This window comes from Brevibacillus centrosporus (genome assembly GCF_003710815.1).
In the GTDB taxonomy this organism is placed as follows: domain Bacteria; phylum Bacillota; class Bacilli; order Brevibacillales; family Brevibacillaceae; genus Brevibacillus; species Brevibacillus centrosporus.
The window spans coordinates 20,664-43,712 of the sequence record NZ_RHHP01000002.1 but is presented as its reverse complement, the minus strand read 5'-3'; the positions used below and the strand labels follow the sequence as shown (position 1 = coordinate 43,712).

Annotated in this window: 29 protein-coding genes and 1 pseudogene; 20 read left to right on the top strand and 10 right to left on the bottom strand. The window is 43.7% G+C overall.

The window, feature by feature from the left end; translation table 11 throughout:
• The first annotated feature begins 24 nt into the window (after window positions 1-24).
• The 4 genes from mltG to EDM55_RS03450 all read left to right on the top strand — a co-directional run bounded on the left by mltG (window position 25) and on the right by EDM55_RS03450 (window position 4,513).
• Window positions 25-1,125, top strand: a complete 1,101-nt coding sequence (mltG, locus tag EDM55_RS03465) for an endolytic transglycosylase MltG (RefSeq protein ID WP_246071002.1) — start codon at window positions 25-27, stop codon at window positions 1,123-1,125.
• A 105-nt stretch (window positions 1,126-1,230) separates the two neighbouring features.
• Window positions 1,231-1,869, top strand: coding sequence for an O-methyltransferase (locus EDM55_RS03460; RefSeq protein ID WP_092269385.1), 639 nt, complete (start codon window positions 1,231-1,233; stop codon window positions 1,867-1,869).
• 63 nt (window positions 1,870-1,932) lie between these two features.
• Window positions 1,933-2,574, top strand: a complete 642-nt coding sequence (udk, locus tag EDM55_RS03455; RefSeq protein ID WP_092269381.1) for a uridine kinase — start codon at window positions 1,933-1,935, stop codon at window positions 2,572-2,574.
• Between the two features lie 109 nt (window positions 2,575-2,683).
• Window positions 2,684-4,513 (top strand): peptidoglycan D,D-transpeptidase FtsI family protein, encoded by a 1,830-nt coding sequence (locus EDM55_RS03450; RefSeq protein WP_122959628.1) that lies wholly within the window; start codon window positions 2,684-2,686, stop codon window positions 4,511-4,513.
• On the opposite strand, the gene EDM55_RS03445 is transcribed toward EDM55_RS03450, so the two are convergent.
• Entirely contained in the window at window positions 4,446-4,916 is a 471-nt protein-coding gene (locus EDM55_RS03445) for a Mov34/MPN/PAD-1 family protein (RefSeq protein ID WP_092269375.1), read from the bottom strand. The two genes, EDM55_RS03450 and EDM55_RS03445, sit on opposite strands and share 68 nt — an antisense overlap.
• 170 nt (window positions 4,917-5,086) lie before the next feature.
• On the opposite strand from EDM55_RS03445, the gene EDM55_RS03440 reads away from it, so the two are divergent.
• Window positions 5,087-6,151, top strand: a complete 1,065-nt coding sequence (locus EDM55_RS03440) for an HD-GYP domain-containing protein (protein ID WP_122959627.1) — start codon at window positions 5,087-5,089, stop codon at window positions 6,149-6,151.
• A gap of 157 nt (window positions 6,152-6,308) precedes the next feature.
• Window positions 6,309-6,881: a GNAT family N-acetyltransferase gene (locus EDM55_RS03435; protein ID WP_122959626.1), complete on the top strand. Its 573-nt coding sequence runs from the start codon at window positions 6,309-6,311 to the stop codon at window positions 6,879-6,881.
• Between the two features lie 72 nt (window positions 6,882-6,953).
• Here the strand turns inward: EDM55_RS03435 and EDM55_RS03430 are convergent, their stop codons facing one another.
• From EDM55_RS03430 to EDM55_RS03420, 3 genes are all read right to left on the bottom strand, one after another.
• Window positions 6,954-7,151 carry a hypothetical protein gene (locus tag EDM55_RS03430; RefSeq protein WP_122959625.1) on the bottom strand — a complete coding sequence of 66 codons (198 nt, stop codon included), beginning with the start codon at window positions 7,149-7,151 and terminating at the stop codon, window positions 6,954-6,956.
• Window positions 7,152-7,262: 111 nt separating this feature from the next.
• Window positions 7,263-8,012 (bottom strand): PRC-barrel domain-containing protein, encoded by a 750-nt coding sequence (locus EDM55_RS03425; RefSeq protein ID WP_122959624.1) that lies wholly within the window; start codon window positions 8,010-8,012, stop codon window positions 7,263-7,265.
• Window positions 8,013-8,024: 12 nt separating this feature from the next.
• Window positions 8,025-9,308, bottom strand: a complete 1,284-nt coding sequence (locus EDM55_RS03420) for a hypothetical protein (RefSeq protein WP_122959623.1) — start codon at window positions 9,306-9,308, stop codon at window positions 8,025-8,027.
• A 401-nt stretch (window positions 9,309-9,709) separates the two neighbouring features.
• Here EDM55_RS03420 and EDM55_RS03415 point away from each other — a divergent pair.
• The 7 genes and pseudogenes from EDM55_RS03415 to EDM55_RS03385 all read left to right on the top strand — a co-directional run.
• Window positions 9,710-9,907 (top strand): annotated as a pseudogene (locus EDM55_RS03415) (RNA polymerase subunit sigma-70); the annotation flags it as partial.
• Window positions 9,908-10,291: 384 nt separating this feature from the next.
• Window positions 10,292-11,104, top strand: a complete 813-nt coding sequence (locus EDM55_RS03410; protein WP_170184423.1) for a restriction endonuclease — start codon at window positions 10,292-10,294, stop codon at window positions 11,102-11,104.
• Window positions 11,105-11,240: 136 nt separating this feature from the next.
• Window positions 11,241-11,564 (top strand): ArsR/SmtB family transcription factor, encoded by a 324-nt coding sequence (locus EDM55_RS03405; RefSeq protein WP_122959621.1) that lies wholly within the window; start codon window positions 11,241-11,243, stop codon window positions 11,562-11,564.
• 18 nt (window positions 11,565-11,582) lie between these two features.
• The gene (gene arsB / locus EDM55_RS03400; protein WP_122959620.1) at window positions 11,583-12,641 is read left to right on the top strand and encodes an ACR3 family arsenite efflux transporter; all 1,059 of its coding nucleotides are present in this window, start codon (window positions 11,583-11,585) and stop codon (window positions 12,639-12,641) included.
• A gap of 3 nt (window positions 12,642-12,644) precedes the next feature.
• A complete protein-coding gene (gene arsC, locus EDM55_RS03395) occupies window positions 12,645-13,070 on the top strand; it encodes an arsenate reductase (thioredoxin) (protein WP_122959619.1) in 426 nt (141 codons plus the stop codon).
• A gap of 15 nt (window positions 13,071-13,085) precedes the next feature.
• Window positions 13,086-13,544: an ArsI/CadI family heavy metal resistance metalloenzyme gene (locus EDM55_RS03390; protein WP_373863326.1), complete on the top strand. Its 459-nt coding sequence runs from the start codon at window positions 13,086-13,088 to the stop codon at window positions 13,542-13,544.
• A gap of 280 nt (window positions 13,545-13,824) precedes the next feature.
• A complete protein-coding gene (locus EDM55_RS03385; protein ID WP_122959617.1) occupies window positions 13,825-14,970 on the top strand; it encodes a hypothetical protein in 1,146 nt (381 codons plus the stop codon).
• 77 nt (window positions 14,971-15,047) lie between these two features.
• Here the strand turns inward: EDM55_RS03385 and EDM55_RS03380 are convergent, their stop codons facing one another.
• From EDM55_RS03380 to EDM55_RS03365, 5 genes are all read right to left on the bottom strand, one after another.
• Entirely contained in the window at window positions 15,048-16,094 is a 1,047-nt protein-coding gene (locus EDM55_RS03380) for a flavin-containing monooxygenase (RefSeq protein WP_122959616.1), read from the bottom strand.
• A 66-nt stretch (window positions 16,095-16,160) separates the two neighbouring features.
• On the bottom strand, window positions 16,161-16,439 hold the full coding sequence (locus tag EDM55_RS03375) for an ArsR/SmtB family transcription factor (RefSeq protein ID WP_122959615.1): 279 nt from the start codon (window positions 16,437-16,439) through the stop codon (window positions 16,161-16,163).
• 127 nt (window positions 16,440-16,566) lie between these two features.
• Complete coding sequence (locus EDM55_RS30135; RefSeq protein WP_170184424.1) at window positions 16,567-16,734, bottom strand: hypothetical protein; 168 nt, start codon at window positions 16,732-16,734, stop codon at window positions 16,567-16,569.
• Window positions 16,735-16,739: 5 nt separating this feature from the next.
• Window positions 16,740-17,234: an ArsI/CadI family heavy metal resistance metalloenzyme gene (locus EDM55_RS03370; protein ID WP_122959614.1), complete on the bottom strand. Its 495-nt coding sequence runs from the start codon at window positions 17,232-17,234 to the stop codon at window positions 16,740-16,742.
• Between the two features lie 72 nt (window positions 17,235-17,306).
• Entirely contained in the window at window positions 17,307-17,633 is a 327-nt protein-coding gene (locus EDM55_RS03365) for an ArsR/SmtB family transcription factor (RefSeq protein WP_373863325.1), read from the bottom strand.
• A gap of 147 nt (window positions 17,634-17,780) precedes the next feature.
• Between EDM55_RS03365 and EDM55_RS03360 the strand changes: the two genes are divergently transcribed.
• The 4 genes from EDM55_RS03360 to EDM55_RS03350 are packed head-to-tail and all read left to right on the top strand — an operon-like array spanning window position 17,781 to window position 19,833.
• Complete coding sequence (locus EDM55_RS03360; protein ID WP_122959613.1) at window positions 17,781-18,230, top strand: MarR family winged helix-turn-helix transcriptional regulator; 450 nt, start codon at window positions 17,781-17,783, stop codon at window positions 18,228-18,230.
• 55 nt (window positions 18,231-18,285) lie between these two features.
• Window positions 18,286-19,152 (top strand): permease, encoded by an 867-nt coding sequence (locus tag EDM55_RS03355; protein ID WP_122959612.1) that lies wholly within the window; start codon window positions 18,286-18,288, stop codon window positions 19,150-19,152.
• A gap of 13 nt (window positions 19,153-19,165) precedes the next feature.
• Entirely contained in the window at window positions 19,166-19,318 is a 153-nt protein-coding gene (locus tag EDM55_RS30130; protein ID WP_170184425.1) for a hypothetical protein, read from the top strand.
• A gap of 23 nt (window positions 19,319-19,341) precedes the next feature.
• Window positions 19,342-19,833: an arsinothricin resistance N-acetyltransferase ArsN1 family A gene (locus EDM55_RS03350; protein WP_122959611.1), complete on the top strand. Its 492-nt coding sequence runs from the start codon at window positions 19,342-19,344 to the stop codon at window positions 19,831-19,833.
• A 271-nt stretch (window positions 19,834-20,104) separates the two neighbouring features.
• On the opposite strand, the gene EDM55_RS03340 is transcribed toward EDM55_RS03350, so the two are convergent.
• Window positions 20,105-20,719, bottom strand: a complete 615-nt coding sequence (locus tag EDM55_RS03340; RefSeq protein ID WP_141295464.1) for a hypothetical protein — start codon at window positions 20,717-20,719, stop codon at window positions 20,105-20,107.
• 78 nt (window positions 20,720-20,797) lie between these two features.
• Between EDM55_RS03340 and EDM55_RS03335 the strand changes: the two genes are divergently transcribed.
• From EDM55_RS03335 to EDM55_RS03325, 3 genes are all read left to right on the top strand, one after another.
• Window positions 20,798-21,169, top strand: coding sequence for a hypothetical protein (locus EDM55_RS03335; RefSeq protein WP_122959608.1), 372 nt, complete (start codon window positions 20,798-20,800; stop codon window positions 21,167-21,169).
• A gap of 122 nt (window positions 21,170-21,291) precedes the next feature.
• Window positions 21,292-21,492, top strand: a complete 201-nt coding sequence (locus EDM55_RS03330; protein ID WP_122959607.1) for a hypothetical protein — start codon at window positions 21,292-21,294, stop codon at window positions 21,490-21,492.
• On the top strand, window positions 21,485-22,963 hold the full coding sequence (locus EDM55_RS03325; protein ID WP_122959606.1) for a recombinase family protein: 1,479 nt from the start codon (window positions 21,485-21,487) through the stop codon (window positions 22,961-22,963). The genes EDM55_RS03330 and EDM55_RS03325 overlap by 8 nt, the downstream gene beginning before the upstream one ends.
• Window positions 22,964-23,049: the final 86 nt, after the last annotated feature.

The window sequence follows — 23,049 nt, the reverse complement described above, 5'->3', positions numbered from 1 at the left end:
GACCCTAAAGGGAGGATTTCGAATTTGAAACCCATGTCAGTGAAGCCTGATCGCCAGGCGGATCGACCAGTTGTCATGCGACGTAGACGAGGCGGAGGTCTCTTTCGCTGGATTGTCGCTCTCTTTTTGCTGATGGTAGTGGCTGTCGGGGGAGGCAGTCTGTACATCTATCAGCAGCTGCAGCCGGTCGAAGGTGAACAAACCGCCAAAAAGGTTACAATCCCGTCAGGTTCTTCCGTCCGGGACATTGGACGGTTGTTAGAGGAAGCGGGATTGATCCGAAATGCAGATATGTTCAGCTACTATGTAAAGTATAAAGGGGTGGCTCCCGAACTAAAAGCGGGAGAATACCTGTTTACCACGGGGCAGACCATCGATGCCTTGCTCCTGGATATGACGGAAGGAAAAACCGTCGTGAGTGCAAAACGCTTTACGATTCCAGAAGGCTGGAATGTGGAGCAAATCGCTGAGCATTTGGACAAGGAAGGCATTGTCGCAAAAGCAGCCTTCTTGCAGGAGGTAGACAAAGGAGAGTTCCCGGATTATCCGTTTGTCGCGCAAATTCCTGCCAGCAAGGAACGCAAGCATCGTCTGGAAGGATACTTATTTCCGGAAACGTATGAGATAAAAAAGGATGCAACAGCACACGATGTCGTATCCAAAATGCTGGCGCAGTTCGAGAAAGAATGGAAGCCGGAATGGACGACTGAGCTGCAGCAACGTAAACTGACGGTGGATCAAGCTGTGAATCTCGCGTCTATTGTCGAGCGGGAAGTGACCGTGGATAAAGAAAGACCGCTCGTTGCCGGTGTATATTACAACCGAATCCGCGACAAATGGCCGCTGCAGGCGGATGCCACTGTGCAGTTTGTTTTGGGCAAGCAGAGGGATCGTCTGACCTTCGAGGATTTAAAGGTAAAGAGCCCGTACAATACGTATACCAACCCGGGACTGCCGCCAGGACCGATCGCGAATCCGGGGAGAGCTTCACTAGAGGCTGTGGTGAAGCCAGCCAAGCATGAGTACTTCTTCTACGTGACGAAAAAAGATGGTACATCCGAACACTATTTCTCTCGAACGCTGGAAGAGCACAATGCGAATAATGCCAAAAGCAGGGGAAACTAACCAAGTTTCCTCTGTTTTTTTGTTTGTTCGGGTGACAGACCTCGGTATAGATTTTCTACGGAGGTATGCTATAATAATTCGGTTGCATGATAGAGGAGTGAAAAGATGATTACCCATCCAGCGATAGATGACTATATTGCAGGCTTGGTTCCTGAGCGCTCGGAATTGCTTGCGCGCTTGGAAAAGGAAGCGGCTGCTGAAAATATTCCCATCGTCCAGCTGCCTGCGGCTCAGGTCATGAGGATGCTGCTTTTGCTGCACCGACCTCAGTCGATCCTCGAGGTAGGAACGGCGATCGGCTATTCTACCATTTGGCTGGCTGAAGCAGCACCTGAAGCTCGTATCGTTACTCTGGATATTGATGAGGAGCGGTTGACACGAGCTCGTGCGAATGTAGCGGAGGCGGGCGTTCAGGATCGGGTTGAAATCCTGCTGCGTGATGCTACGCTGGGTTTGCCGGACTCCTACCAATTTGATTGCTTGTTTATTGATGCTGCCAAGGGTCAATATCGGGCATTTCTCGATCTGTACCTTCCTTTACTGCGTGAGGGAGGGCTGGTGATCAGTGATAATGTTTTGTTCCGCGGGCTGGTTGCTACACCGGAAGAGGCTACGAAACGTCAGCGTCCGATGATCGATAAGCTGCAGGCATTTAACAAGCATTTAGTGGAACATCCGGAGTTGGAGACCACTTTTATACCCGTAGGCGACGGTCTGGCTGTCAGCCTGAAAAAGAAGAAGTAATCGTCGAGCAAAAAATCCGAGGTCGATAGTGCCTGGATGCCAAATAGGAAGGGGATATGAGGCATGCGCAACCCCGTATTGATTGGGGTAGCTGGAGGCAGTGGCTCTGGAAAGACGACCGTCGCCAGAGAATTGTTTCGCCAGTTTCAAAACGACAGTGTGACGATGATCGAGCAGGATTCTTATTACAAGAACCAAGATCATTTGAAAATGGAAGAACGTCAATTGACCAACTACGATCATCCTTTTGCTTTTGACAATGACCTGATGCTTTCCCATCTGCAGGATTTGCTGAAAGGCAAGGCGATCGAAAAGCCAATCTACGATTTTAAAGAGCATACGAGAAAAAAAGAAACGCTCCTGATTGAACCGAAGGATGTCATTATCCTGGAAGGGATGCTGATCCTAGAGGACGAGAGGATCCGCGGTCTGATGGATATCAAAGTATTCGTGGATACGGATGCGGATGTCCGGATTGTCAGAAGAATGCTTCGCGATATCGAGGAGCGGGGACGCTCGATGGAATCGGTAGTTAATCAGTATCTGAATGTCGTCCGCCCGATGCACCTTCAGTTCATTGAACCGACGAAGCGTTATGCTGACGTGATTATTCCCGAAGGCGGCTATAACCGCGTCGCGCTGGATCTTTTGTCTACGAAAATCAGCAACATTCTGCTGGAAAAACAGCAGCTGGCCAATACCTAAAGCGATTCCACCAAACACGCTGTCTTTGTCAGCGTGTTTTTTCGTGCTTCTCGTTTCCGGTACTCTCTTTCGGGCAATACTGGCTAAAAAAGCCAGGGAGGGAAGATTCGTGCAACTGGAACGGCGGCTGAAACGCAGGCACTTTCTGGTCTTGATGGGTATGACGCTCGTATGGATTGGTTTAATCACGAGACTGTGGTGGATTCAGATAGGGGCTCCTCACCGCTTTACCAAGCGCAACATCGATCTGGTCAAGAACGCGGTTAAACAGCGGCAGCAAAGCATTGTCCTTCATAGCGGACGCGGTGATATACGAGATCGGAACGGCTATGCCTTTACAGGGGAAGAGCATCGGGCTTTGATCCTTTTTCCGCTCGCACGTGGCGCTCTGGCAGGAACAGATGGTTTATCCCGTCTGGCCGCGATTGTTTCCCAACCGGTAGAACGGCTTGCGGAAGTCATGGAGAAAGCGAAAGCTCCATTATTACTGCGCAAGGAAGACGGGAAGCTGATCGTTCTCAACGAGAGGCAGGCTGAGCAGATCAATGCGCTGGACATTCCGGGAGTCGTAGCGCTGGCAGTCACGGAAAGATACAGACCTGATGAGGTAGCCAAGCATGTCATCGGCTTTATTAATCAAAATCCCAACCTGGTCGAGTCACTGTATCCAGAAGAATGGGCAAGCGGAAAAATGAATGCGGACAGCACGATCGGAGCTTCTGGCTTGGAGCGCAGCTTTGATCGATTTTTGCAAGGGGTGGAGCCTTCTATCTTATCGTATTACGTAGACGGACAGGGGAAGCCGCTGCGTGGGCTCGACATCCGCTATTCAAAGCAGGAAAACGAATACTACCCGCTCGCTCTGACAACGACTCTCGATGTGCATATCCAGCGGAGCATGGAGCAAATTGCGGATGAAGTGGGCTTGAAGCAAGGGAGCATTGTCGTGCTGGATGCCCAGACTGGAGATATCCGGTCGATGGTCAGCCGCCCTACATTCGATCAGACGAAGGTCGATGTGCGTGGGGATGACTGGAAAAACAGAGCGGTGAAGCAGCTTCCGCCAGGCTCCATTTTTAAAACAGTGGTAGCGGCGGCGGCCTTGGCAGAAGGACTCGTTTCACCAACGGAGCGTTTCACTTGCACGGGGGAATATGGCAAGTATCATTTTTCTTGCTGGAAAAAGGAAGGGCATGGAAGCGTGACGATGGATGAAGCCTACGCCCAGTCGTGCAACATCGCATTTGCTCAGATCGCCAATCGGGTGGGGGGAGAAAAGCTGGAGGAGTATGCAAAGCGCCTAGGCTTGTCCGAGCAGGTCGGTCATGCGACAGCTCACTTGTTCAAGCTCGATGGTTTTCGCCAAATCGAAGGCGAGGACCGTGGCGCAATATTCGCCCAAGGGGTTTCCCGCCGAGACGAAGGAGTCCTGATACAGACAGCGATCGGTCAGCGGGATGTCCGGGTAACCCCCCTGCAGGCTGCAAATATGGTCGTATCGATCTTGCGCGGTGGTCAGCCAGCACAAGTACGTGTGGTCAATGAAATTGCGTACAGAAACGGACAAACCTTTCACCGTTTCCCTATGCAGGTACTTCCGGTTCAAGGCATTGACTACGTCACGGCGAGCAAGCTGCGCAAAATGATGCGAAAGGTAGTAACGGAAGGGACGGGGCAGCTGCTGGGAAGCGCGCCATGGGAGGTGGCTGGCAAGACTGGGACGGCACAGACAGGTGGAGCAAACCAGTCGCAAAATCACCTCTGGTTTATCGGCTATGCACCATATGATGAACCGCAATACGCACTCTGCGTGGTAGCGGAAAATCAGCCAAGCTGGGGAGGAAATCAGGCTACGGAACTGTTCCGCCGGGCTATTGATGCACTTTCCGGTCAAACAGCTCAATCTTCCCAACCTCGCGCAGGGAATTCCCAAGAATAAAGCCTCTTGCCTGGACTTGATTATGTCTACCCAGACCAACGATCAGCATCAGCGGAGAGGGAGACGTGTAAATGGACTGCGTGGCTTTTTCCCAGATGGTCTTTTTGTCTCCCTTGCTGGGCGATAGCCTTTTAATGGTATGACTGTGCCAATCCCCGAGATACTCCCATTTCCTGCTCTTGCTCAGGTTGCGAACGAGTTTGCGTAAATGAGCGTCGTCGAAATAGACGGAATGGGGGCTCTGTATGGCTTTTGGCCCAGGCTCACTTGCATAAGTCACGACCCAACGATCATCACCCATCGGATATCCCATCATTACCCCTCCGGTCTCGAGCGAGGGGTCTTTTCTTACGGCGGTCTCGATCTGTTTCCAAGCTTTCGGAGTGATGTACAGAATCGTCATCTGACGGATGTCCCTCCTAAGAAATCACCTGTTGCTACTCACTCATCATATGTAATGAACGGGCAGAGTGTCCCGAATGAGAATGAAGTTTAGGAATGTTTTAAAAAATAGATTGTAACCAACATCCACGACTTCTATAATTTAGAAAAAGAGAGTGAAAGGTTGATCCTATGTCTTTTGCACCAGTAGACAATTCACTAGAGGGAAGAGTCTTAGCAGCTGATTTGTTCACGGAAAATGGAATCCTGCTGCTACCCGAAGCAACGGTTATTACCGCAGCCCATGTGCAGCTGCTTCAGAAGCAACGGATCAGTGAGGTAGAAGTGCTGCAGGAGCTAGCTGAGGGAGTGGAGACGAATATCCGGACACAGCTCATGGAGCTGGATGCAGATGAAAAGACGGTCGCCGCGTACATCGAGGCTTTGGACAAGACTAAGTCGCTGTTTGACCAAGCGAGTAAAAGCGAGACGCCAGAGCTTGCGCAGTTCGCGGAAATCTTCGGCCAGGTAGCCGAGCAATCCATGAAGCAGCTGGGATTATTTCGTTCGCTGTACGTATTGGAGGGAGCGGATAGCTATACCTACCGTCACTCTTTAAATGTCGGAATTCTCTGTTCGTTGATTGCGCGGCTGATCAAATGGGATGGGGAACGTGCCGCGTTTATGGGAACAGCAGGCTTTCTGCATGATTTGGGTAAGATGAAGGTCCCTACAGAGGTTCTGCTCAAGCCTGGAAAGCTGACAGAAGAGGAGTTTGCTGATGTCAAGAAGCATACGCTGTATGGCTATCAGATGATCAAGGAAATGGAAGGCTCCTCTGAAATGCTGGCGCTCTGCGCACTGCTCCACCATGAGCGTTTGGATGGCTCCGGGTATCCCAAGCAGCTCAAAGGCGATGATATCCCAGTGGAGTGCCAAGTGCTGGCGATCGCCGACATGTTTGATGCGATCTGTTCGGATCGGGTATACAAGGAACGAACTTCGCCTTTTGAGGCTGCCCAGCTTCTCTGGAAGGAAGCATGCAATGGAAAGCTGAACATCGAGATTGTCTCCCAATTTGTGCGCTATATCGCCCTGCTCTATGTTGGTGCAAGAGCTCGCTTGAACAGTGGCGAGGAAGTCGAGGTTATTTTGATTCATCAGGATGAGCCGATGCGACCGCTTGTCAGGAGACGGGACGAGTTTATCGATTTGCGCCATGACAGGAAACTGACGATTGAAAAAATGATTGGATAGTCCACATCGTGATAAAGGCCGCTCTTTTATGGGAGCGGTTTCATTTTTGCTGTTCTGTGAACGTTTCCTTGGTTAGCTCGACCCCTCAGACGGATTGTGACACAATAAAGAAGTGCACGATATGGGGTAGATGCATAGAGGGAAGGAGAACAACAACATGATACGTCAAGCCACACCTGAGGATGCTGTTTTTGCGTCGCCGCTCATCTATGAGGCTATCGGTGATATAGCCCACTCACTTACAGGAGCGACTGATCCGCAGGAGGCCATTCGAGTAATGAGCCAGTTCTTCGCTCAACCGAATAACCGCTTAAGCTACCAGAATGCGCTCATCGCAGTGGATGAAGACAAAGGCGAACCGATTGGACTGGCTCTGTTTTACCACGGCAGCCAAACGAAGCAGCTGGATCAGCCATTTGTCGCGTATGTCGAGCAAGTGACAGGTACAGCGCCGGTCATTGTCAAAGAAGCACGAGACGATGAGTTTTATCTGGATACAGCTGTCGTCAAAGCGGAGTACAGAGGAAAGGGAATCGGGAAATCTCTGCTGAAAGCTTTCGAACAGGAGAGCAAGCATCGCGGGTATTACAAAATTTCCCTGTTGGTGGACCAGGAGAATCCGAGTGCCCGTAGGCTGTATGAAGCTATCGGCTATCACCAAGACGGAACGATTGTAGTCAGTGGACATTTATTCAGCCATATGGTCAAAAACTTGACTGTATGGGTATAGGGGAGAACCGTTTCCTTGCGTGCAAGAGCTGCTCGCGGGAAACGGTTTTTTCGTGGAGGGAGGTTCTTTTCGTTACGGCTTCTTGGAACGAAGCTCTTGTTCCAGTGCTTCCACCCGTTTTTCAAGTGCCTCGATCGCATGTTGTCTTACTTTGGATTGATTGGTGACTTTTCGAATAGCCATGATCACGAGGATGGTGGGAAGGAGAAAAAAGATGAGTTGAATAATCAATGTCCCCCATTCAAGGGAGACGGCTCCGAAGTCTAGCATGGATATCCTCCTTTTTGATTATTTTTATTATTTTACCAAATGAACAGATACAAAAGAAGACCCCGGCTGCCGAGGCGGCTGAGGTCCTATCACTTGAAAGAGGAAGAAAGGCTATTCCGCTACTTTTAAGGCAAGCTCCAAGGCTTTGTTGCTGCCCATCGCCTTTGTCTGATTGACAATCTCAGCCGTGATGACCGTACCTTCCTCAGCAAACAGCTCGCCGGAGGGATCGTACAGATTTGCGGACAAGGTTTTGCCGATCAGCTCATCGAGGTCAAGCCCATCCGAAGAGGAGGAGGGTGCCGGTTCCTGTGTAGAGACAGGAACATCTGCATGCTCAACTTGTTCCTCATCTGCCTTTCCAGAACGAAAAACTTCGTCGGAAACAAGAGGATTTTCACCTTCATCAGAAATGACGGTTATTTCCTTCCCAAAAGTGATGACGGAAGTCTCCGGCAGGACAGAAATTGCGTCAGGGGTATCCAGGATACAACCTAGAATTTTCCCCGTTTCTGGATCGAAATAATATTCGGTGATTTGTCCGAAGTGCTGGCCTTTTCGCGAAATGATTCGTGAGCCTTTAATTTGGATGTTTTTACTCAGCAGCTCGTTGGCAATGGGGATGTCGGCGAGATCGATCACGGCGTTCTCCGATTCGATTGTGACGGCATAATCACCCAAACCTTCGACTAGCTTGAAGGGAATAGCCTTGATTCCAAAATCCCACTGATCATTTTGGACGACCATGAATTCGATGCTGCGCATGTCTGGATTGATGACGAAATTTTTTACTTTGCCGATTTCTTTCCCTGCCAAAATGCTGATGATCGGTTTTCCCAAAACTTCTTTGCTTTGTTTCATGACGTTGCTCCTTTAATGAAATGGGATGGCTGGGGTGTTCTCGCACTTGCTCGGAAACAACGAGCGATAGTGCATGAGCACTTTCTGGTGAATCGCAGGCGGGACGGACGACCAAGAAAGATTCCGTTTATTTTCGAGCTGCAATTGGTGGATCAGCGCTTCTAGATAGGTGATCTGTGCGGAAAATTCATCGCGCTTCTTCGCAGACAACGAAGGGTATTCCCGCAGGGTCTTTTCCATGACCGAGATGCTTTCTTGGTAAAGGCCCATCTCATTGAGCACCTGTACCAATTGCCGGCTCAGTATGTAGGCTGCCGTCGGGGGAGCGGCAAATGACAAGGCTTCCCGAAGAAACTGGTAGGCACGCAGAAAATCCCCCCGCTGCAGGGCCTTCTCTGCATTTTCGGAGAGTGTCTGAATACGTTCGCGATCGACGGGCACGACCGAAATGTTTCCAGCGGAAGGGGACGACAGCGAATTTACTTTCTCAGCTGGCACCCCCGTGCTCTCGAGCTTCGCGGAGTCGTTGCTTGCTTCGAAGGATTCCAGCCCTACCGATGAAGATTCTGGCTCGGCGATGGTCTCGCTGGGAGTCTCTGGGGAAGTCTGTACCGAATCATCAATGACAGATGTCGTTTCGGGAACAAGCTCAACTTCGGCCGCATCGCTGGATGGCGCTTCTGGTTCCGTGATTTCGACAGGGATAACTGGAGCGTCTATTTCAAGGCTTAGTTCTTTCTCAAGATTCAACTCTTCCTGAACATCCAGCTCTGCCTCATCCACAAGCACTTCCGTAGCCGCCGTTACCTTTTTCGCTACAGTCTCAACTGCCACGGGACTCTCCCGAGGCTCTGGCATCGGCTCTTTTTCCCCATTTTCCACTCCGATTTCTTCAATCGGTGGCAAGGCTGGATGGATTTCCAACAATTTAGGCTCCGGAGTAAATGGAAGCGGAGCTGAAGCAGTGGTCAGCTCAGAAGGAATGGCATCAATAGATCCAAGCGAAAGAGGCTGTTCAGACTTCAGAGCGAGCTCAAAATGCTCCTCAATCTGCCGATCCTCGCGTCTATGCAGGTAGATGACAGTGACTGCGACCCCCAAAAAAATAAACAACGCCAAACTGACGGTCCATCCAATCCCGATGCTGGAGGCACTGGAATATCCGACCAGGCCAGCGCTGGCAAAGGCCAGGACCAGTATGAATAGGCTGCGCAGTTTGTGAAACAGCTTACGGGTATAAAAAAAGATCAGGACGAGCACAAGGGCTGTCAGGCCGATTATTTCTGAAGCAATCATAGGAATCACCCTGCACAAGTTTGATGGGGGAGTCAGTCTGACTTACAAAAGCGACGAAGCTGTTGGATTCTATAGGCGTCTCATCCTCTCGTCATTGGTAAGATTTCGGTAAAACTCGTATAGATATTATCGGCATTCGGTGGGGGAGGCATTATGGAAAAAAGGCGCGAAAACGCGATAATACTGCGGTTTTACGATAAATGGGTAATTGGAAGTAGTAAGTTTGCGACTATTTTCCTAATGGAGTAAGGAGCGTAAATGGTACGGATGAGAATGGTAACCTTCCAGAAAAGTGGTTTGCCGATGGGGAGTTTTCCGACGTTTTTTTTCGTACTTGCACTTATGGGCAACTGCCCACATAAGCATAGGAGTAAGCTATCCCAGGCGTGGAGGTGGCAGCCATGTCCAGTATTATTGCAGCACTTTCGTTGGTCTTCAAAGAGCTTTTGATGTTTGTGGCGTACGTCAAAAACAATGCTTTCCCGCAACCGCTTCCTGACACCGAGGAAGAAAAGTACTTGCGTTTGATGGCAAAAGGCGACCCCTATGCGCGCAACAAGCTGATCGAGCATAATCTGCGGCTAGTCGCCCACATCGTGAACACATTAAAAACACAAAGCAATGTCAAATTGATCAGTTAAGATTCCTTATTACATCAAGGTTTTACTTGCAGAGGACAAGCCTATTTGAGAAGAAAAAGCTTGTACAGATTGAAAAAGTAAATATAACCATATAGCTATATGGTTATATTTTGGTGATTTTCACATATATAATGAATGAGGTGATAAACGCAGTCAATAAGATACCAGGAAATATCAAGGATATATTTGTAAAAGATGACCTTATATTTTTCAGAGCCGACAAGATGTGGTATGTGTACGATGAAGAAGAAGATGCGTACCGAAAAGCCTGAGTTAATCAGGCTTTTCTCATTTGTTATGAAGCTTTGTCTTGTACCATACATATGTAAGGAGGTGAGAGCTATGGGAAGACGAAGAAAGTCTGTTCGTTCAAGCGATGATGGATTGTCCTATCTCGCTGGAGTAGGGCTATTCATTTTACTCATCTATTCCCTTTTTCAAAAAGTCCTCGAGTGGATAGCACTACATAAGAACGAAATCATAATTGGTGGGATTTGTTTCATTGCTCTTTTAATAATTAGCTTCTTAATATGGAATTGGTTCGAAAACAGGAATAGGAGTAATATGGGAACGCAGCATAAAAACCCTCCGTCTTTCACTTCAGCTAGACCATCACAAAATGATGATCGATCATTCGTAAATAATCAGCAACTCAATCATAACGAAATAAGGCTTACTACTGTGGATATTCAGGAGTGGAACAATAGACAAAAATTACGTGAAAAAGAACAGCGTAGACAAAGAGAGTTTGCTTTTTCGGGAATTGAACAAATTGACAAAATGACAGGTCGAGATTTTGAAAGGCGCATGAAGGTTCTTTTCGAAATGAAAGGATGGAAAGCTGAGTTAACACCCGATACAAACGACTTTGGGGCAGACCTATTAGTTTGGACACCCGAAGGGAAGAAAATTGTTGTTCAATGTAAACGCTACAGTAAGAATATAACGAATAAAGCTGTACAAGAAGTGGTTTCCGCAAAAGCACACTACAAAGCAGACGCTACAATGGTCATTACAAATCAATGGTTAACAAAGAATGCCCGGATATTGGCGGAATCAACTAAAACAGAAATTTGGGATCGTGACAGGCTTATCTTGGAAATTGAGGAAGCTGAAAAGCGTTTTGATGATAACAACAGAACGTTCAAAGCATAATAGGCGAAATGTAGAGATACCCACGTTTGTTAAACGTGGGTATCTTTGATTCTAAGGTTTACACAGTCTTTACAAACCTAAATATTGAAATAGCCATATGGCTATATTAGTATTTGATGTGGAGAGGAGAATGATTATGGAATTTAACAAATTAGCCGATGCCTTAAAAGCATTAGGAGATCCGACTCGGTTAAAAATCATTGCCTTATTGAATATGCGCGATTGTTGCGTATGTGAACTGGTTCCGATCTTTGGAATATCGCAGCCATCCATTTCTAAGCACATGAGTCGATTGAAAAATGTCGATCTTGTAACAGAGAAACGGAAAGGACAATGGGTCTTTTATTCCTTGAACCGACAACAACTTGAGGATATTGGTTTTTCGCTGAATCATCTTCCTGACTTCTCTTTGGAGTTTAATGAATTAGAGAAGCAAGGTCTCTTGGTCACGTGCGAATAGGAAAGGAGTTGTCAAAACGTGAGTGATAAAGTAGGGGAAAGGTTATCGTTTCTTGATCGCTACTTAACTCTTTGGATTTTTGTAGCAATGGCAATTGGGATCGGAAGTGGATTTCTTTTTCCGAACTTCGTGTCTGTATTAAATGAATTTCAGGTAGGTACGACTTCGATCCCGATTGCGATTGGTCTTATCTTAATGATGTATCCGCCGCTTGCAAAAGTGCGTTATGAAGAGTTAGGTCGCGTATTTAAGGATGGAAAAATTCTCGGGCTTTCCCTTATCCAAAACTGGGTGATTGGTCCAATCTTGATGTTTGTTTTAGCTATTGTCTTCCTTCAAGGTTATCCAGAATACATGGTAGGACTCATCATGATTGGCTTGGCACGCTGTATTGCGATGGTCATCGTTTGGAATGATCTCTGCAAAGGCGATACCGAATACGCAGCAGGTTTGGTGGCATTCAACTCCATCTTTCAAGTATTGTTCTACTCGATCTACACGTATTTTTTCATAACCGTAATGCCTGGTTGGTTCGGGCTACAGGGAATGGTTGTCGACATTACGATTACGGAAGTTGCTAAAAGCGTGTTTATTTATCTGGGAATTCCATTTCTTGCGGGAATGATTACACGGTATACCTTGGTCAAAGCAAAAGGACGTGACTGGTATGAGAAAGTGTTTATTCCGAAAATCAGCCCCATCACCTTGATTGCATTGTTATTTACCATCATCGTTATGTTCTCGCTAAAAGGCGAGGTCATTGTTGCACTGCCGCTGGATGTGGTCAGGATAGCAATCCCGCTGCTCATTTACTTCGTCGTAATGTTCCTGATCTCGTTCTTGATGGGTAAGAAGGCTGGAGCCAATTATCCTGTAACGTCGACTCTGGCTTTTACAGCAGCGAGTAACAACTTTGAGCTAGCCATTGCTGTAGCAGTAGGGGTATTCGGTATTCACTCGGGAGCAGCATTTGCAGCCGTCATTGGTCCTCTGGTGGAAGTTCCGGTCATGATTGCTTTGGTGAATGTTGCCCTCTGGTTTCAAAAGAAATACTTCAGTAAAACAAAAGGAGCATAAAACATGGATAAGAAACCATTAGTGTACTTTCTTTGCACAGGAAACTCTTGCAGAAGCCAAATTGCAGATGGATTTCTAAAAGCCTTGGGCAGTGACAAATACGAAGTGAAAAGTGCTGGCTTGGAGGCTCATGGGTTAAATCCACGTGCTGTACAAGTGATGAGAGAAGCAGGTGTTGACATCAGTAGCCACACATCCGATGTCATCGATCCAGAGACATTGAACCGAGCGGATTATGTTATTACCCTCTGTGGTCATGCGGATGAACATTGCCCTGTTATCTCCAATAAAAACGTCGTGAAATGGCATTGGGGTTTTGACGACCCAGCAAAGGCAACAGGAACGGAAGAAGAAATTATGGCAAGCTTTCGTACCGTTCGTGATTCCATCAAAGAACGTATTGAAAAATTTCTGGCTGAAGGCAAATAGGGAGGTACGATCATGATTAAAAGGATGCATGTGGCTGTAAACTGCACCGACCTTGAGGCTTCCTTGAAATTTTATCGTAGCTTTTTTGGGGCGGAACCGACCAAAGTAAAAGAGAACTACGCGAAGTTCGAATTGGACACACCAGCCCTCCACTTTTCCTTGAATGTACGTCCTTTTGAGAAAAAGGGTGTACTAAACCACATGGGATTCCAAGTAGACAATACAGAAGACGTATTAAAAATGGGTGACCGTCTACGTGAAGCAGGTTTGCTTACGATAGACGAAATGGGCACTACTTGCTGCTACGCTGTGCAAGATAAAGTATGGGTGTATGACCCAGACGGAAATGCGTGGGAAATATTTTTCACAAAAGAGGACTCGGAGTTTGAATCTGCGGGTGAACAACGCGACATATCCCTGTGCTGTGCACCACCTGCTCCCATTCAAATTGAGTTTGGTTCTTGGAAAAAGTAATCATATACCCCTCGATCACGAGGGGTATTTTTCTAAACATCTCAGGAGGAAAAATCATGCATAAAGTCGAGTCCTTGGAACCAGTCCTGCGGGACTTATGGAGAAGACTTAATTTGAGGATTGTTCAAAAATTTAGATATTATACTTCAAAACGGTTGCTTCAAAGGAAGCCGTTTTTATGTTACTCGACTATAGGACAGGATAGCTGAAAAATAAAGTCCAAGAATTCTTGTTAAAATGGTAAAATAAAGCAACAAATTGCTGCTTTGGAGTTGGGATAGTGACTATTAATATTAATAATTCTTTAATAGATGAATTTCGAAATAAGGTTAATGAAAATAAGTTTTTTCGAGAAAAGTTCAGAAATGTAAATGGAAGAAACCATTGGAATATTATATGTTCCGCAATGGATTGGATCTCAGTAGCTGCTGATGGATTGCCCGAAATTAATTTAAAAACGCCAAAGGGGTTCGGTTATAACCATCTCGAAACGCTTAATTTAATGCAATATATTATTACGGTAGACATTTTAGCTGAGTCAATTATTCAATTATTTAGGGTTATTGATGGATCCAAGCCATATCCTTTATCAGAAGATCATGAAATTTTTGAGCAAAGTAAATTAAGCGATGATAAATACTTCAAACATCTTCGTGCGGTTTTTAGCACTCATCCAGTTAATTTAAATAGCGTGGATGGCGTAAAAAAAGAAGATGATGAAAGGTTTTTTGCTAGTTGGGTTGCTAAGAATGGAGTAGGTAATGATGATTTTTATGTACTTTTATATAGTAGTGATCCCGCAAAGGATCAAGTCAATCCTTTAGGAATTAACATTGAGGACATAAATTTATATGCGGAAAAAAGGTATAATCTTTTAAGAACCTTGATGGATAGAGTTGATCAAATAAATATAGAACATATACAATCTTGTAGGAAAAAAAATATTCCTATTGCAAATGATCCAATAGAGCAAATAGAAATATTGTTAGAAGAAAATGAAAAACGGTTCGGAAAGGACTATGGTTATGCGAATGGACTGCATTACCTTTACAGTTTATTAAAAGTTGATACAAGTCCAATTGTTAACGACTCTGAGAAAGCTGTAATAAATGAATATAAAGATTTTCTGCGATCTTTAATACCTCAAATAAAAGATGGATTGCAAGATATGTTGATTACATCAAATTGGAAGGCGCCTTATAAATACGAATACGAATTCGAAAAAATTTATACGTATTTTAGGGATGGAGTGCACCCTATAGGAAAGCAGTATTTTAATGCACTTATTAAAAAAGGACCCCTTCCAAATGTTCTCGCGACTTGTGAAGATCTTGGTTTAAAGCAACTGGTAATGGATGCATATTTACATAAAGAATCAACAAAATTAGATAGACCTTTATCATTTAAGGAATTTTTAGGTAGCTAGTTTATTGGGTAATGGAAGATAGTAAGCGTAAGCGTAACAAGAGCTTTGCTTTCAATGAACACCAGAATAACAAAAGGTTATTTGTTTTTCATCTGTTTTATCACATATTCTGCGTCACTCCCAACACCGCGAAGAGTGGCTGAAGCAAGGGATCGTTGCCAGGGAAGACCGACATAAAACAATCCGTTTACTGATGTACTTATGCCGTTTCGATGAAGGGGTAAACCATCGACATCTAAAGCCTGCAATGAAGAGAGGTATTTTACGTTTGGTCGATAACCGGTTGCAAAGATGACAGCATCCACTTTTTCATGCGTACCGTCTAACCAAACAATGCCTTCTTCAGTAAAATGGGTAAACATTTCTCTTTGAGTGGGCTTTTGATTCTTGATGGCAAACTGGTATTTGCCCGTATCCAAAACACCTTCTTCTTTTGCTCCAAGCAGCCATTTTCCAAAGCTGGATTGATCAATCCCAAGAACCGTGACCCAGAAATGAATATCATTGCCGAGAAGTATTTGTGGCTTGAAGAGAATGGGGGAGCGCGTGGCGATAGTTACATCAGCATCTGCTGCCAACTCGACAGCGATTTGAACCGCAGAGTTACCGGCTCCAACAACTACGATTCGTTGCTTTTGAAAAGGAAGGGGATTTTTATATTCCTTTGAATGGAGAGTGGTTCCTTGAAAGTCTTCAATCCCTGGTAGTTGAGGAATAAATGGTCGGCTAAATCCGCCTGTCGCAGCTATTACATTCTTGGCTTGAAATGTCTCACCTGATGCAGTTGAGATCAAAAACACCCCCTTTTCCTTCCGAACATCCGTTACAATCGTGTTTGTGCGTATTGGGAAGCGAAAGCGGCTTGCGTATTCAAGTAAATAAGCAACTACTTCATCGCGTGTAGGGTATCGATGAGGAACTCCTGGAAAAGGGAAGCCGGGGAGTGAAGAATAGCGTGCAGGTGAGAACAAGGTAAGGCTGTCATAATATTGGGACCATGATCCAACAGGTTTATCACTTGCCTCGAGAAGCAGAAACTGAAGTCGTTCTTGCTGGAGATGGTAACTCGCAGCCAAACCTGCCTGACCACCGCCGATAACAATACAATCATATATTGAGTTCATAAATCCACTTTCCTTTCGTTAAATCGTTATATAACGATACGTTTCAAGAAAAAGATTGTAAGTATTTCACTTACAACAGTTAAGTAAGCAGGTATTCAATTGCTGTAATAACGCCATAATCTGCTCCCGATTAGGGGCATAAAATACCTCCTTTCCTTCTTTACGAGAGAGAAGCAAATTAGCTCTTTTTAGGATTGCAAGCTGCTCCGATGCTGTTGATTGACCGATCTCAACGAGCTGAGCTACTTCATTTACCGTAAGCTCTTTTCGTTCCATAAACAAAAACATGATTTCTTGTCTTTTTTCACTGGCGAGAGCTTTTAAGAAGGATTGGATTTCATTCATTGTTACAAAAACATCCCTTCGTTTCGCTGTATCGCTAATTAACGATATGATATTTCTAAAAAAAGGAACTGTCAATGCCTAAAAAAAAGGAGGTCTGGCACAAATATTATGCGAGACCTCCTTACTGTTACACAGCGGGGCAGCAGGTCGGTTGTGGTTGAATTTCCATTTTGGTTGTCGACTTCACTTTCTTGTCTTTCAGATCGGTGAGCATCCAAGCGGAGCGGGATCGGTTTTCGATTTCAGCTTGCTTTTGCTTTAATTGATATTCCGTGGCGTAATAGTTATCAAACATCTCATTCACTCCCCTTTGGATGTAGAGCAGCAGCTGCTCACTTTCTTCTCTTGGATAGAATCGCAGCATTCATCGGTTACTGTTTCGGTTTTAGGAACGCAGCATGCGCCATTGTCTTCACTGTGAACATCAGCATCCGCTTTGGTGAAGAAGAACTCCCATTCGTTACCGTCAGGGTCATGGACCCAGAACTTATCTTGGAGGGCGTAACAGCAAGTCGTGTTCATCTCATCGTATTGTGACAAGATACCTGTTTCTTCAAGACGTTTTTTGTGCCCAATGACCTCTTCAGTGCTAGCAACCTGAAAACCAAAGTGTCCGACTTGATTGCCGCTGACGTCATCGCGAAGATTGAGTGTAAAATTAAGCCCAGGCGTTTCAAGCAGAAACTTTGCATAATCAGGTTTAACCTTTACAGGTTCTTTCCCAAACAACTTCGAGTAAAAATCGACCGATTTCTCAAGGTTTGTTACGTTAAGACCGATATGTGCATACATCATGATAAAGTCCTCCTAATATCAATTTTATTTGATGTTTTAAACAAAAAAACTTGATGAATGTGTGAAAAAAATTTAGCAACAGTTGTTGTCTGTACGAAAGAGACAGCAGAGTTCTTCGGATAAGAGATGGTTAACCTCTTTATGATTCAGTTCGTAGTAGTTCATGGTTGCATCTGTTTCTTTTAGCAAGAGGTTGGCATCCAGAAGAATTTTGAGGTGGTAAGAAAGCTTAGATTGCGCCATGTCCATGATTTCAGCCAGGTCACAAACGCAAACCTTTCCTCGCTTTGTTAATTCGTACATGATCTGCAATCGTTTCTTATCAGCTAAGGCTTTAAATTTTGCTTCATAAGTCTCAAACGTAACATCCATCTGATTAATAATCGGTAGTTCCTTCATGGCAGCATCACCTCCATCAAATTTTCTTGATGATCTTACTATACTCCTCGTTTTTCCAAAATGCAACAGGCAACATCAAAATTTTTTGATGAAAAATACTTGTGTTTTGCAAATAATCGGTGTATAAATGTGGTAAGAGGTGAGGAAATGGAAAATATACGTGAAATCGTGCAAACCATGACCCGTCGTATCGGACTATTGAACAAGAATTGTTGCTCAATAGATGGGATCGATATATCGGTTGCTCAAAGTCACATTCTATATGAGATTAGCCGTCATAGGCAGCCATCCATTCAACAAATTGCAGAACTCTTGGGTTTGGATGTGACAACGTTTAGCCGGCAAGTTCAAACGTTGGTCGAAGCTGAGCTTGTGCGAAAAACACCTTATCCGGATGACCGCCGAATTCAAATTTTGTCGCTAACGGAGAAAGGGGAGAGTATAAATAGGTATATCGATGAAGTTATGGGATCGTACTATCAGGATATCTTTTCCCATATGACTACGTTTGAGCAAGAGACCGTGATAAGGTCGCTCATGTTATTGAACGAAGCGATGGCAAAGACAAAGCAATGTTGTAATCCAATGGGTTCTTGAACCCATTTTTCTTCTGCTCATACTTGCAAAATGCAAATAAAGAGGAGTGATAACCGTGTGGCTTGAAGTTTTAAGTAGTTTCTTATGGATTGCATTGGAGTTAACGGTATTATTTGTAGCTATCTCGTTTCTCATTAGTTTGCTTCAAAGCTTTATCCCATATGAAAAGGTTGAAAAGTTCTTGGCAGGGAAAAACACAGCTTTGGGGGCACTAATGGCTTTGGTGTTTGCCTTCGTTACACCATTCTGTTCTTGTTCAACCATTCCAGTGGTTGTGAACTTGTTAAACAAAAGAATACGTTTTGGGATCGTAATGGTGTTCCTTTTCTCTTCACCGGTGCTGGACCCAACCATTATTACCCTCATGGGTGCAATGCTTGGAGTAAAAGTAGCCATTGCATACACCGTAATCACATCCGTATTATCGGTCATAATCGGATTTACCTTGGAACGATTAGGGTTTGAAACACAGCTTAAACAAGTTGTGATGACTGGATATAACGAATCGAGTAAGACATTTAGCATTAAAGCAGCTATTGCAGAAACACTTGGTTTGATGAAATCTGTTTACCCATATCTGATTATTGGTGCAGCAATTGGATCTGTGATTCATGGGGCAGTACCTACAGAATGGATTACAACTTATATCGGTGGCGATAAGTGGTGGATGGTGCCAATAGCAGCCGTCATTGGTATACCTCTCTACATTCGACTATCGACAATGATCCCCATCTCGCAAATCATGATTGCGAAAGGAATGGCATTAGGACCTGCTATGGCATTGATGATCAGCTCTGCTGGAGCAAGCTTGCCTGAGCTAACATTACTAAACTCGATCTTTAAGAAACGACTTGTAGGGGCATTTGTTGTATCAGTATTCACCATGTCCACCATTTCTGGCTTGTTATTCTACATTATTTGAGGAGGAATAGTATATGGGATTCTTGAAAGATTTGTTTGTAAAAAAGGACAGTTCATGCTGTAACGTGAAAATTGAAGAAGTTAAAGAAACAAAGGAATCATGCTGCAATACGGAGGAAGCTGTTAGCAAAGAAGTGGAGAAGGGTAATGATTCTTGCTGCAAATAAGACCTGTTAAAGGGGAACCTGTCATGAACCTTAATATTCGTAAAGCATGTGAAGCTGATCTTGAGTCGATACTTACGATTTACAATCAAGGGGTTGCGGACCGAATTGCGACTTTAGAGACGGAGGAAAAGGATTACCCCTATATGTCCAAATGGTTCCATGAACATCAGGGGCGATACCAGGTTCTTATCGCCGAAATGGATGATACCATCATCGGATGGGCTTCCCTAAATCGTTACTCCAATCGATGTGCTTACGATGGGGTAGCTGATTTATCAATCTACATTGAGCGATCGTATCGAGGAAAAGGAACTGGGAAAGCATTGTTACAAGAACTTGAACAGATTGCACGATTAAACCAATTTCATAAAATTGTTCTGTTCACCTTTCCATTTAACAATCTTGGTCAGGGGCTTTATAAAAAATGTGGGTATCGTGAAGTAGGTGTGTTTCAAAACCAAGGAATTCTGGACGGGAAATTCGTTGATGTGATGGCGATGGAGAAGGTTTTATAACAGGGGAAGTGGTAATGGTTTATGAAGATTAACAGGGGCAGTGTATTGAGTAAAGAGTATTTTCTTGCTTATTTCAAACACATAATGTTCGTATTTCAATTGAATGTGGAAGAAGCTAAAAGAAAAACCGAAGACCAATTGTTTCGAGGCAACATGTATGCATATGGGGAAGAAACACGAGATAATTTTCTCAAAGCATTTGATGAGCTAAAGCTAAGATTCAAGTAAGATCAATGTTTAAGAGCCTGATGGTCCCTCATCAGGCTCTTCTTTACGCATTCGTTAAGATCAGCAATCGAATTTCCTTTCGATTTAAAATACTTTTTTCAATGGTCTTTGTAAGGACATGTGTTACATCAACATTTTGTGCGTTAGCTCGAACTACCGCTAGATGGACAATTTGGTGAGTGTCAATGTTGTATTCAGCTACAAAACCTAATTCAACTTTTTTAAACATGAGCCGGATATACCGAATACTGCTGTCAGAGTGCTTAGGATCAAGCTTAATCCAAGATACAACAGATTTATCAGTAAGCCTTTGAATTTCTGATAATATGAATGATTCGTCATGTAACACCCAAAATATCCGAATATCATTTTGAATGGCACTCACAAGCAACTTAAGCAAAGACATATCTGTTACACGGTGTTCCTTCTTTTTTCCCTGATATTGATAAATAGAATCTATCCACCAATCGTTATTATGAAAAAATATAACCACTTCGTAGGAAATTCCTGTGCTGAGTATTATCCGAAAAGTTTTAATCCAGCATTCTGAACTCAAATCAAAATCGATTCGATTAAAAAAGCGATTAGATATTTTGGTAATTATGAATTTGATCCCTCCATATTGGCAGAATTGACAATCGGATAAGATTTTATTCAAAAGAAAGGAGTTATCTTCTAAAAAGTGGAGAGCAAACATACTTCTTTAGTAACATATACCCAGCCAGGAGGTGTATCTATGGTTAATGAGAACCGATTGTCTCAAGTTGAGCCGGATTTTCCACATCCTGATACAGAGGGTGAACCATTTTATGCGTTAGTTGAGGTCTTAAATGGCAACCCAACTGGTTTTATGGAATCCCATACACACAATGGAAAAGCAATACCGGTACTGTTCGTATTTAAGGATTTAGCTGAAAAAACAAAAGAAGCAAGGGGACAACGCTATAGTAATTACTATCCAGCGGGAGTTAAAAGAATTTGGCTTGAGGAGCACTTGTTACAAACAGTCGATGAATTTTTGTTGGTTATGGCTGGGGATGGAAACAAGGGTGCATTCATAATTGTAAAAAGTCAATATGCTCTCGATGTTATAAAAAGCCGCTCATAAAGCGGTTTTTATTTTAGTGATATCAATTTTTGTAAGTTGTGTATAATTTCCACTTTTTGGTTCATTCTATCTATACAACACTCATTAATGGGATGTTGATATTTAAAAAGAAAGGGGGCTATATGAAGCGTAATTCAAAAAAGGAAAAACAAAAGTTAAAAATCACCTCAATAAGTTTCGTCCACGATCCAGATGCAGCGAAGAAGTGGTTTAACATCTTCGTGGAAATCGTCGCCGACCACATGTTGGAGAAGGCTTCTAATGAGTATGAGGAGCAGCATATCATGAAACCAAATACCACAATGGGGGAAAGCGATGAGTAAAACCGTTGCTTATTATCGTAGTTCAACCGATCTGCAGGAACATTCGATTGGTATGCAACGTCACAGTGCTTTCATATGCTCATTAAAAAATGGTCTGCTGGTAGAGAAGGAATACGTCGATGAGGCTGTTTCGGCATTATTGGTACCAATGGAAAAAAGACCAAAAATGAAAGAACTGATAAAAGATATTGAATCGGGCACAGTTGGTACAATCGTTGTGTATAAAAGGGACAGATTTGCAAGACGATCTGTCGAATACCTTAAATTTTATAATCTGCTTAAACAATATAGAATTAATGTTGTCTTTGCCAGTTCAGACGAAATGCCGATGAAGTTTACGCCAATTGGAGAATACCTTGAAAATATTATGAGCGGATTTATCCAGATGTCAGCAGAACAAATTAAGAAAAACATCTTGGCAAGCAAGATTGCAAACTTCCAAAAAGGTGATTATTTTGGAAGGATCCCGTACGGATATCGGATAGACAAAGAAAAAGGGGAAATTATTCGTAATGAGGTGGAGTTAAAGAACATTAGATTCTTTTATGATGAAGTCTTAAACGAAAGACATAATACATTTAATGATTTACACAAGTATCTAATTGAACAGAAGATAACAAAAGAAGGAAAAGCTTTCACCGCTCAAAATCTGTTTAAACTGATCACACATCCGTTATTCCAGGGTGACCATGTAATGAGTTTTGGCGGAGAGAAATATACAAACCGATATGAATATCTGGCAATTGTGTCGTTTGAGGAATGGAATCGAGCACAAGAAATTGCTTCAAGAATGTCAACTAAGCGTATCAAAAAGGAAAAGGTGGAGATAACCTTTCTTGCGGAGAGTCTTCTCTTTTGCAAAACTTGTGGTCGGAATTTGGTTCCAAAAATTAGACAACGTTCCGGACGGGAGATTGGGATGTATGAGTGCAGCGAACATGAAATTAAAGTTGAAAAAGGAAAGATTGAACAACTTATTTTTGAACGAGCAAAAGACATGTTCAGTTTACTCGTAAAGTCAAATTATCAATCGTTATTAAATCGGTACCAAAAAGAACATGATCAGAAAATGAAAGTAATATTAAATCGTCAAAATAAAAAAATAGAAGACTTGGAGGTGGCGATTGATCAATGGACTGAAAAATATCTCCTTGAACGTAATGGAGATAAGAAGGTTGAAATAAAAAATAAAATAATGCATCTTCATGGGCAAAAAAGTGAGGAGGTCAATACCAAGGAAGAACTGGAGGAACAAAGTATTAAACTAACCAGTAAATTGCAGCATGGAGAATCACTTACAGCAACCTTATTCAAGTATCCGGATTTTATTGATCAACAAGAAAATGACACGTTGATTCAACTACTTCGTGATATTGTGTACAAGGTTACAGTGAACGAGTATTGTATTCACATTGATTTTAAACATCCATTCATGACAAGTGCGGAGGTGTTAGAAGATGCAACTATCTGACACTTTAAAGCCAGGAATGAAGGGGGCTTTTTATGGAAGGTATTCAACTGACAAACAAGAAATGACTGCACAAAAACATTCTGTGG

What these genes read in the sequence shown, in the direction of transcription:
- EDM55_RS03460 (WP_092269385.1), top strand. Translation starts at nt 1,231, where the DNA reads ATGATTACCCATCCAGCGATAGATGACTATATTGCAGGCTTGGTTCCT.
- udk (WP_092269381.1), top strand. Translation starts at nt 1,933, where the DNA reads ATGCGCAACCCCGTATTGATTGGGGTAGCTGGAGGCAGTGGCTCTGGA.
- EDM55_RS03445 (WP_092269375.1), bottom strand. Translation starts at nt 4,916, where the DNA reads ATGACGATTCTGTACATCACTCCGAAAGCTTGGAAACAGATCGAGACC.
- EDM55_RS03440 (WP_122959627.1), top strand. Translation starts at nt 5,087, where the DNA reads ATGTCTTTTGCACCAGTAGACAATTCACTAGAGGGAAGAGTCTTAGCA.
- EDM55_RS03435 (WP_122959626.1), top strand. Translation starts at nt 6,309, where the DNA reads ATGATACGTCAAGCCACACCTGAGGATGCTGTTTTTGCGTCGCCGCTC.
- EDM55_RS03430 (WP_122959625.1), bottom strand. Translation starts at nt 7,151, where the DNA reads ATGCTAGACTTCGGAGCCGTCTCCCTTGAATGGGGGACATTGATTATT.
- EDM55_RS03425 (WP_122959624.1), bottom strand. Translation starts at nt 8,012, where the DNA reads ATGAAACAAAGCAAAGAAGTTTTGGGAAAACCGATCATCAGCATTTTG.
- EDM55_RS03420 (WP_122959623.1), bottom strand. Translation starts at nt 9,308, where the DNA reads ATGATTGCTTCAGAAATAATCGGCCTGACAGCCCTTGTGCTCGTCCTG.
- EDM55_RS03410 (WP_170184423.1), top strand. Translation starts at nt 10,292, where the DNA reads ATGGGAAGACGAAGAAAGTCTGTTCGTTCAAGCGATGATGGATTGTCC.
- EDM55_RS03405 (WP_122959621.1), top strand. Translation starts at nt 11,241, where the DNA reads ATGGAATTTAACAAATTAGCCGATGCCTTAAAAGCATTAGGAGATCCG.
- arsC (WP_122959619.1), top strand. Translation starts at nt 12,645, where the DNA reads ATGGATAAGAAACCATTAGTGTACTTTCTTTGCACAGGAAACTCTTGC.
- EDM55_RS03380 (WP_122959616.1), bottom strand. Translation starts at nt 16,094, where the DNA reads ATGAACTCAATATATGATTGTATTGTTATCGGCGGTGGTCAGGCAGGT.
- EDM55_RS03375 (WP_122959615.1), bottom strand. Translation starts at nt 16,439, where the DNA reads ATGAATGAAATCCAATCCTTCTTAAAAGCTCTCGCCAGTGAAAAAAGA.
- EDM55_RS30135 (WP_170184424.1), bottom strand. Translation starts at nt 16,734, where the DNA reads ATGTTTGATAACTATTACGCCACGGAATATCAATTAAAGCAAAAGCAA.
- EDM55_RS03370 (WP_122959614.1), bottom strand. Translation starts at nt 17,234, where the DNA reads ATGATGTATGCACATATCGGTCTTAACGTAACAAACCTTGAGAAATCG.
- EDM55_RS03365 (WP_373863325.1), bottom strand. Translation starts at nt 17,633, where the DNA reads ATGAAGGAACTACCGATTATTAATCAGATGGATGTTACGTTTGAGACT.
- EDM55_RS03360 (WP_122959613.1), top strand. Translation starts at nt 17,781, where the DNA reads ATGGAAAATATACGTGAAATCGTGCAAACCATGACCCGTCGTATCGGA.
- EDM55_RS30130 (WP_170184425.1), top strand. Translation starts at nt 19,166, where the DNA reads ATGGGATTCTTGAAAGATTTGTTTGTAAAAAAGGACAGTTCATGCTGT.
- EDM55_RS03350 (WP_122959611.1), top strand. Translation starts at nt 19,342, where the DNA reads ATGAACCTTAATATTCGTAAAGCATGTGAAGCTGATCTTGAGTCGATA.
- EDM55_RS03335 (WP_122959608.1), top strand. Translation starts at nt 20,798, where the DNA reads ATGGTTAATGAGAACCGATTGTCTCAAGTTGAGCCGGATTTTCCACAT.
- EDM55_RS03330 (WP_122959607.1), top strand. Translation starts at nt 21,292, where the DNA reads ATGAAGCGTAATTCAAAAAAGGAAAAACAAAAGTTAAAAATCACCTCA.
- EDM55_RS03325 (WP_122959606.1), top strand. Translation starts at nt 21,485, where the DNA reads ATGAGTAAAACCGTTGCTTATTATCGTAGTTCAACCGATCTGCAGGAA.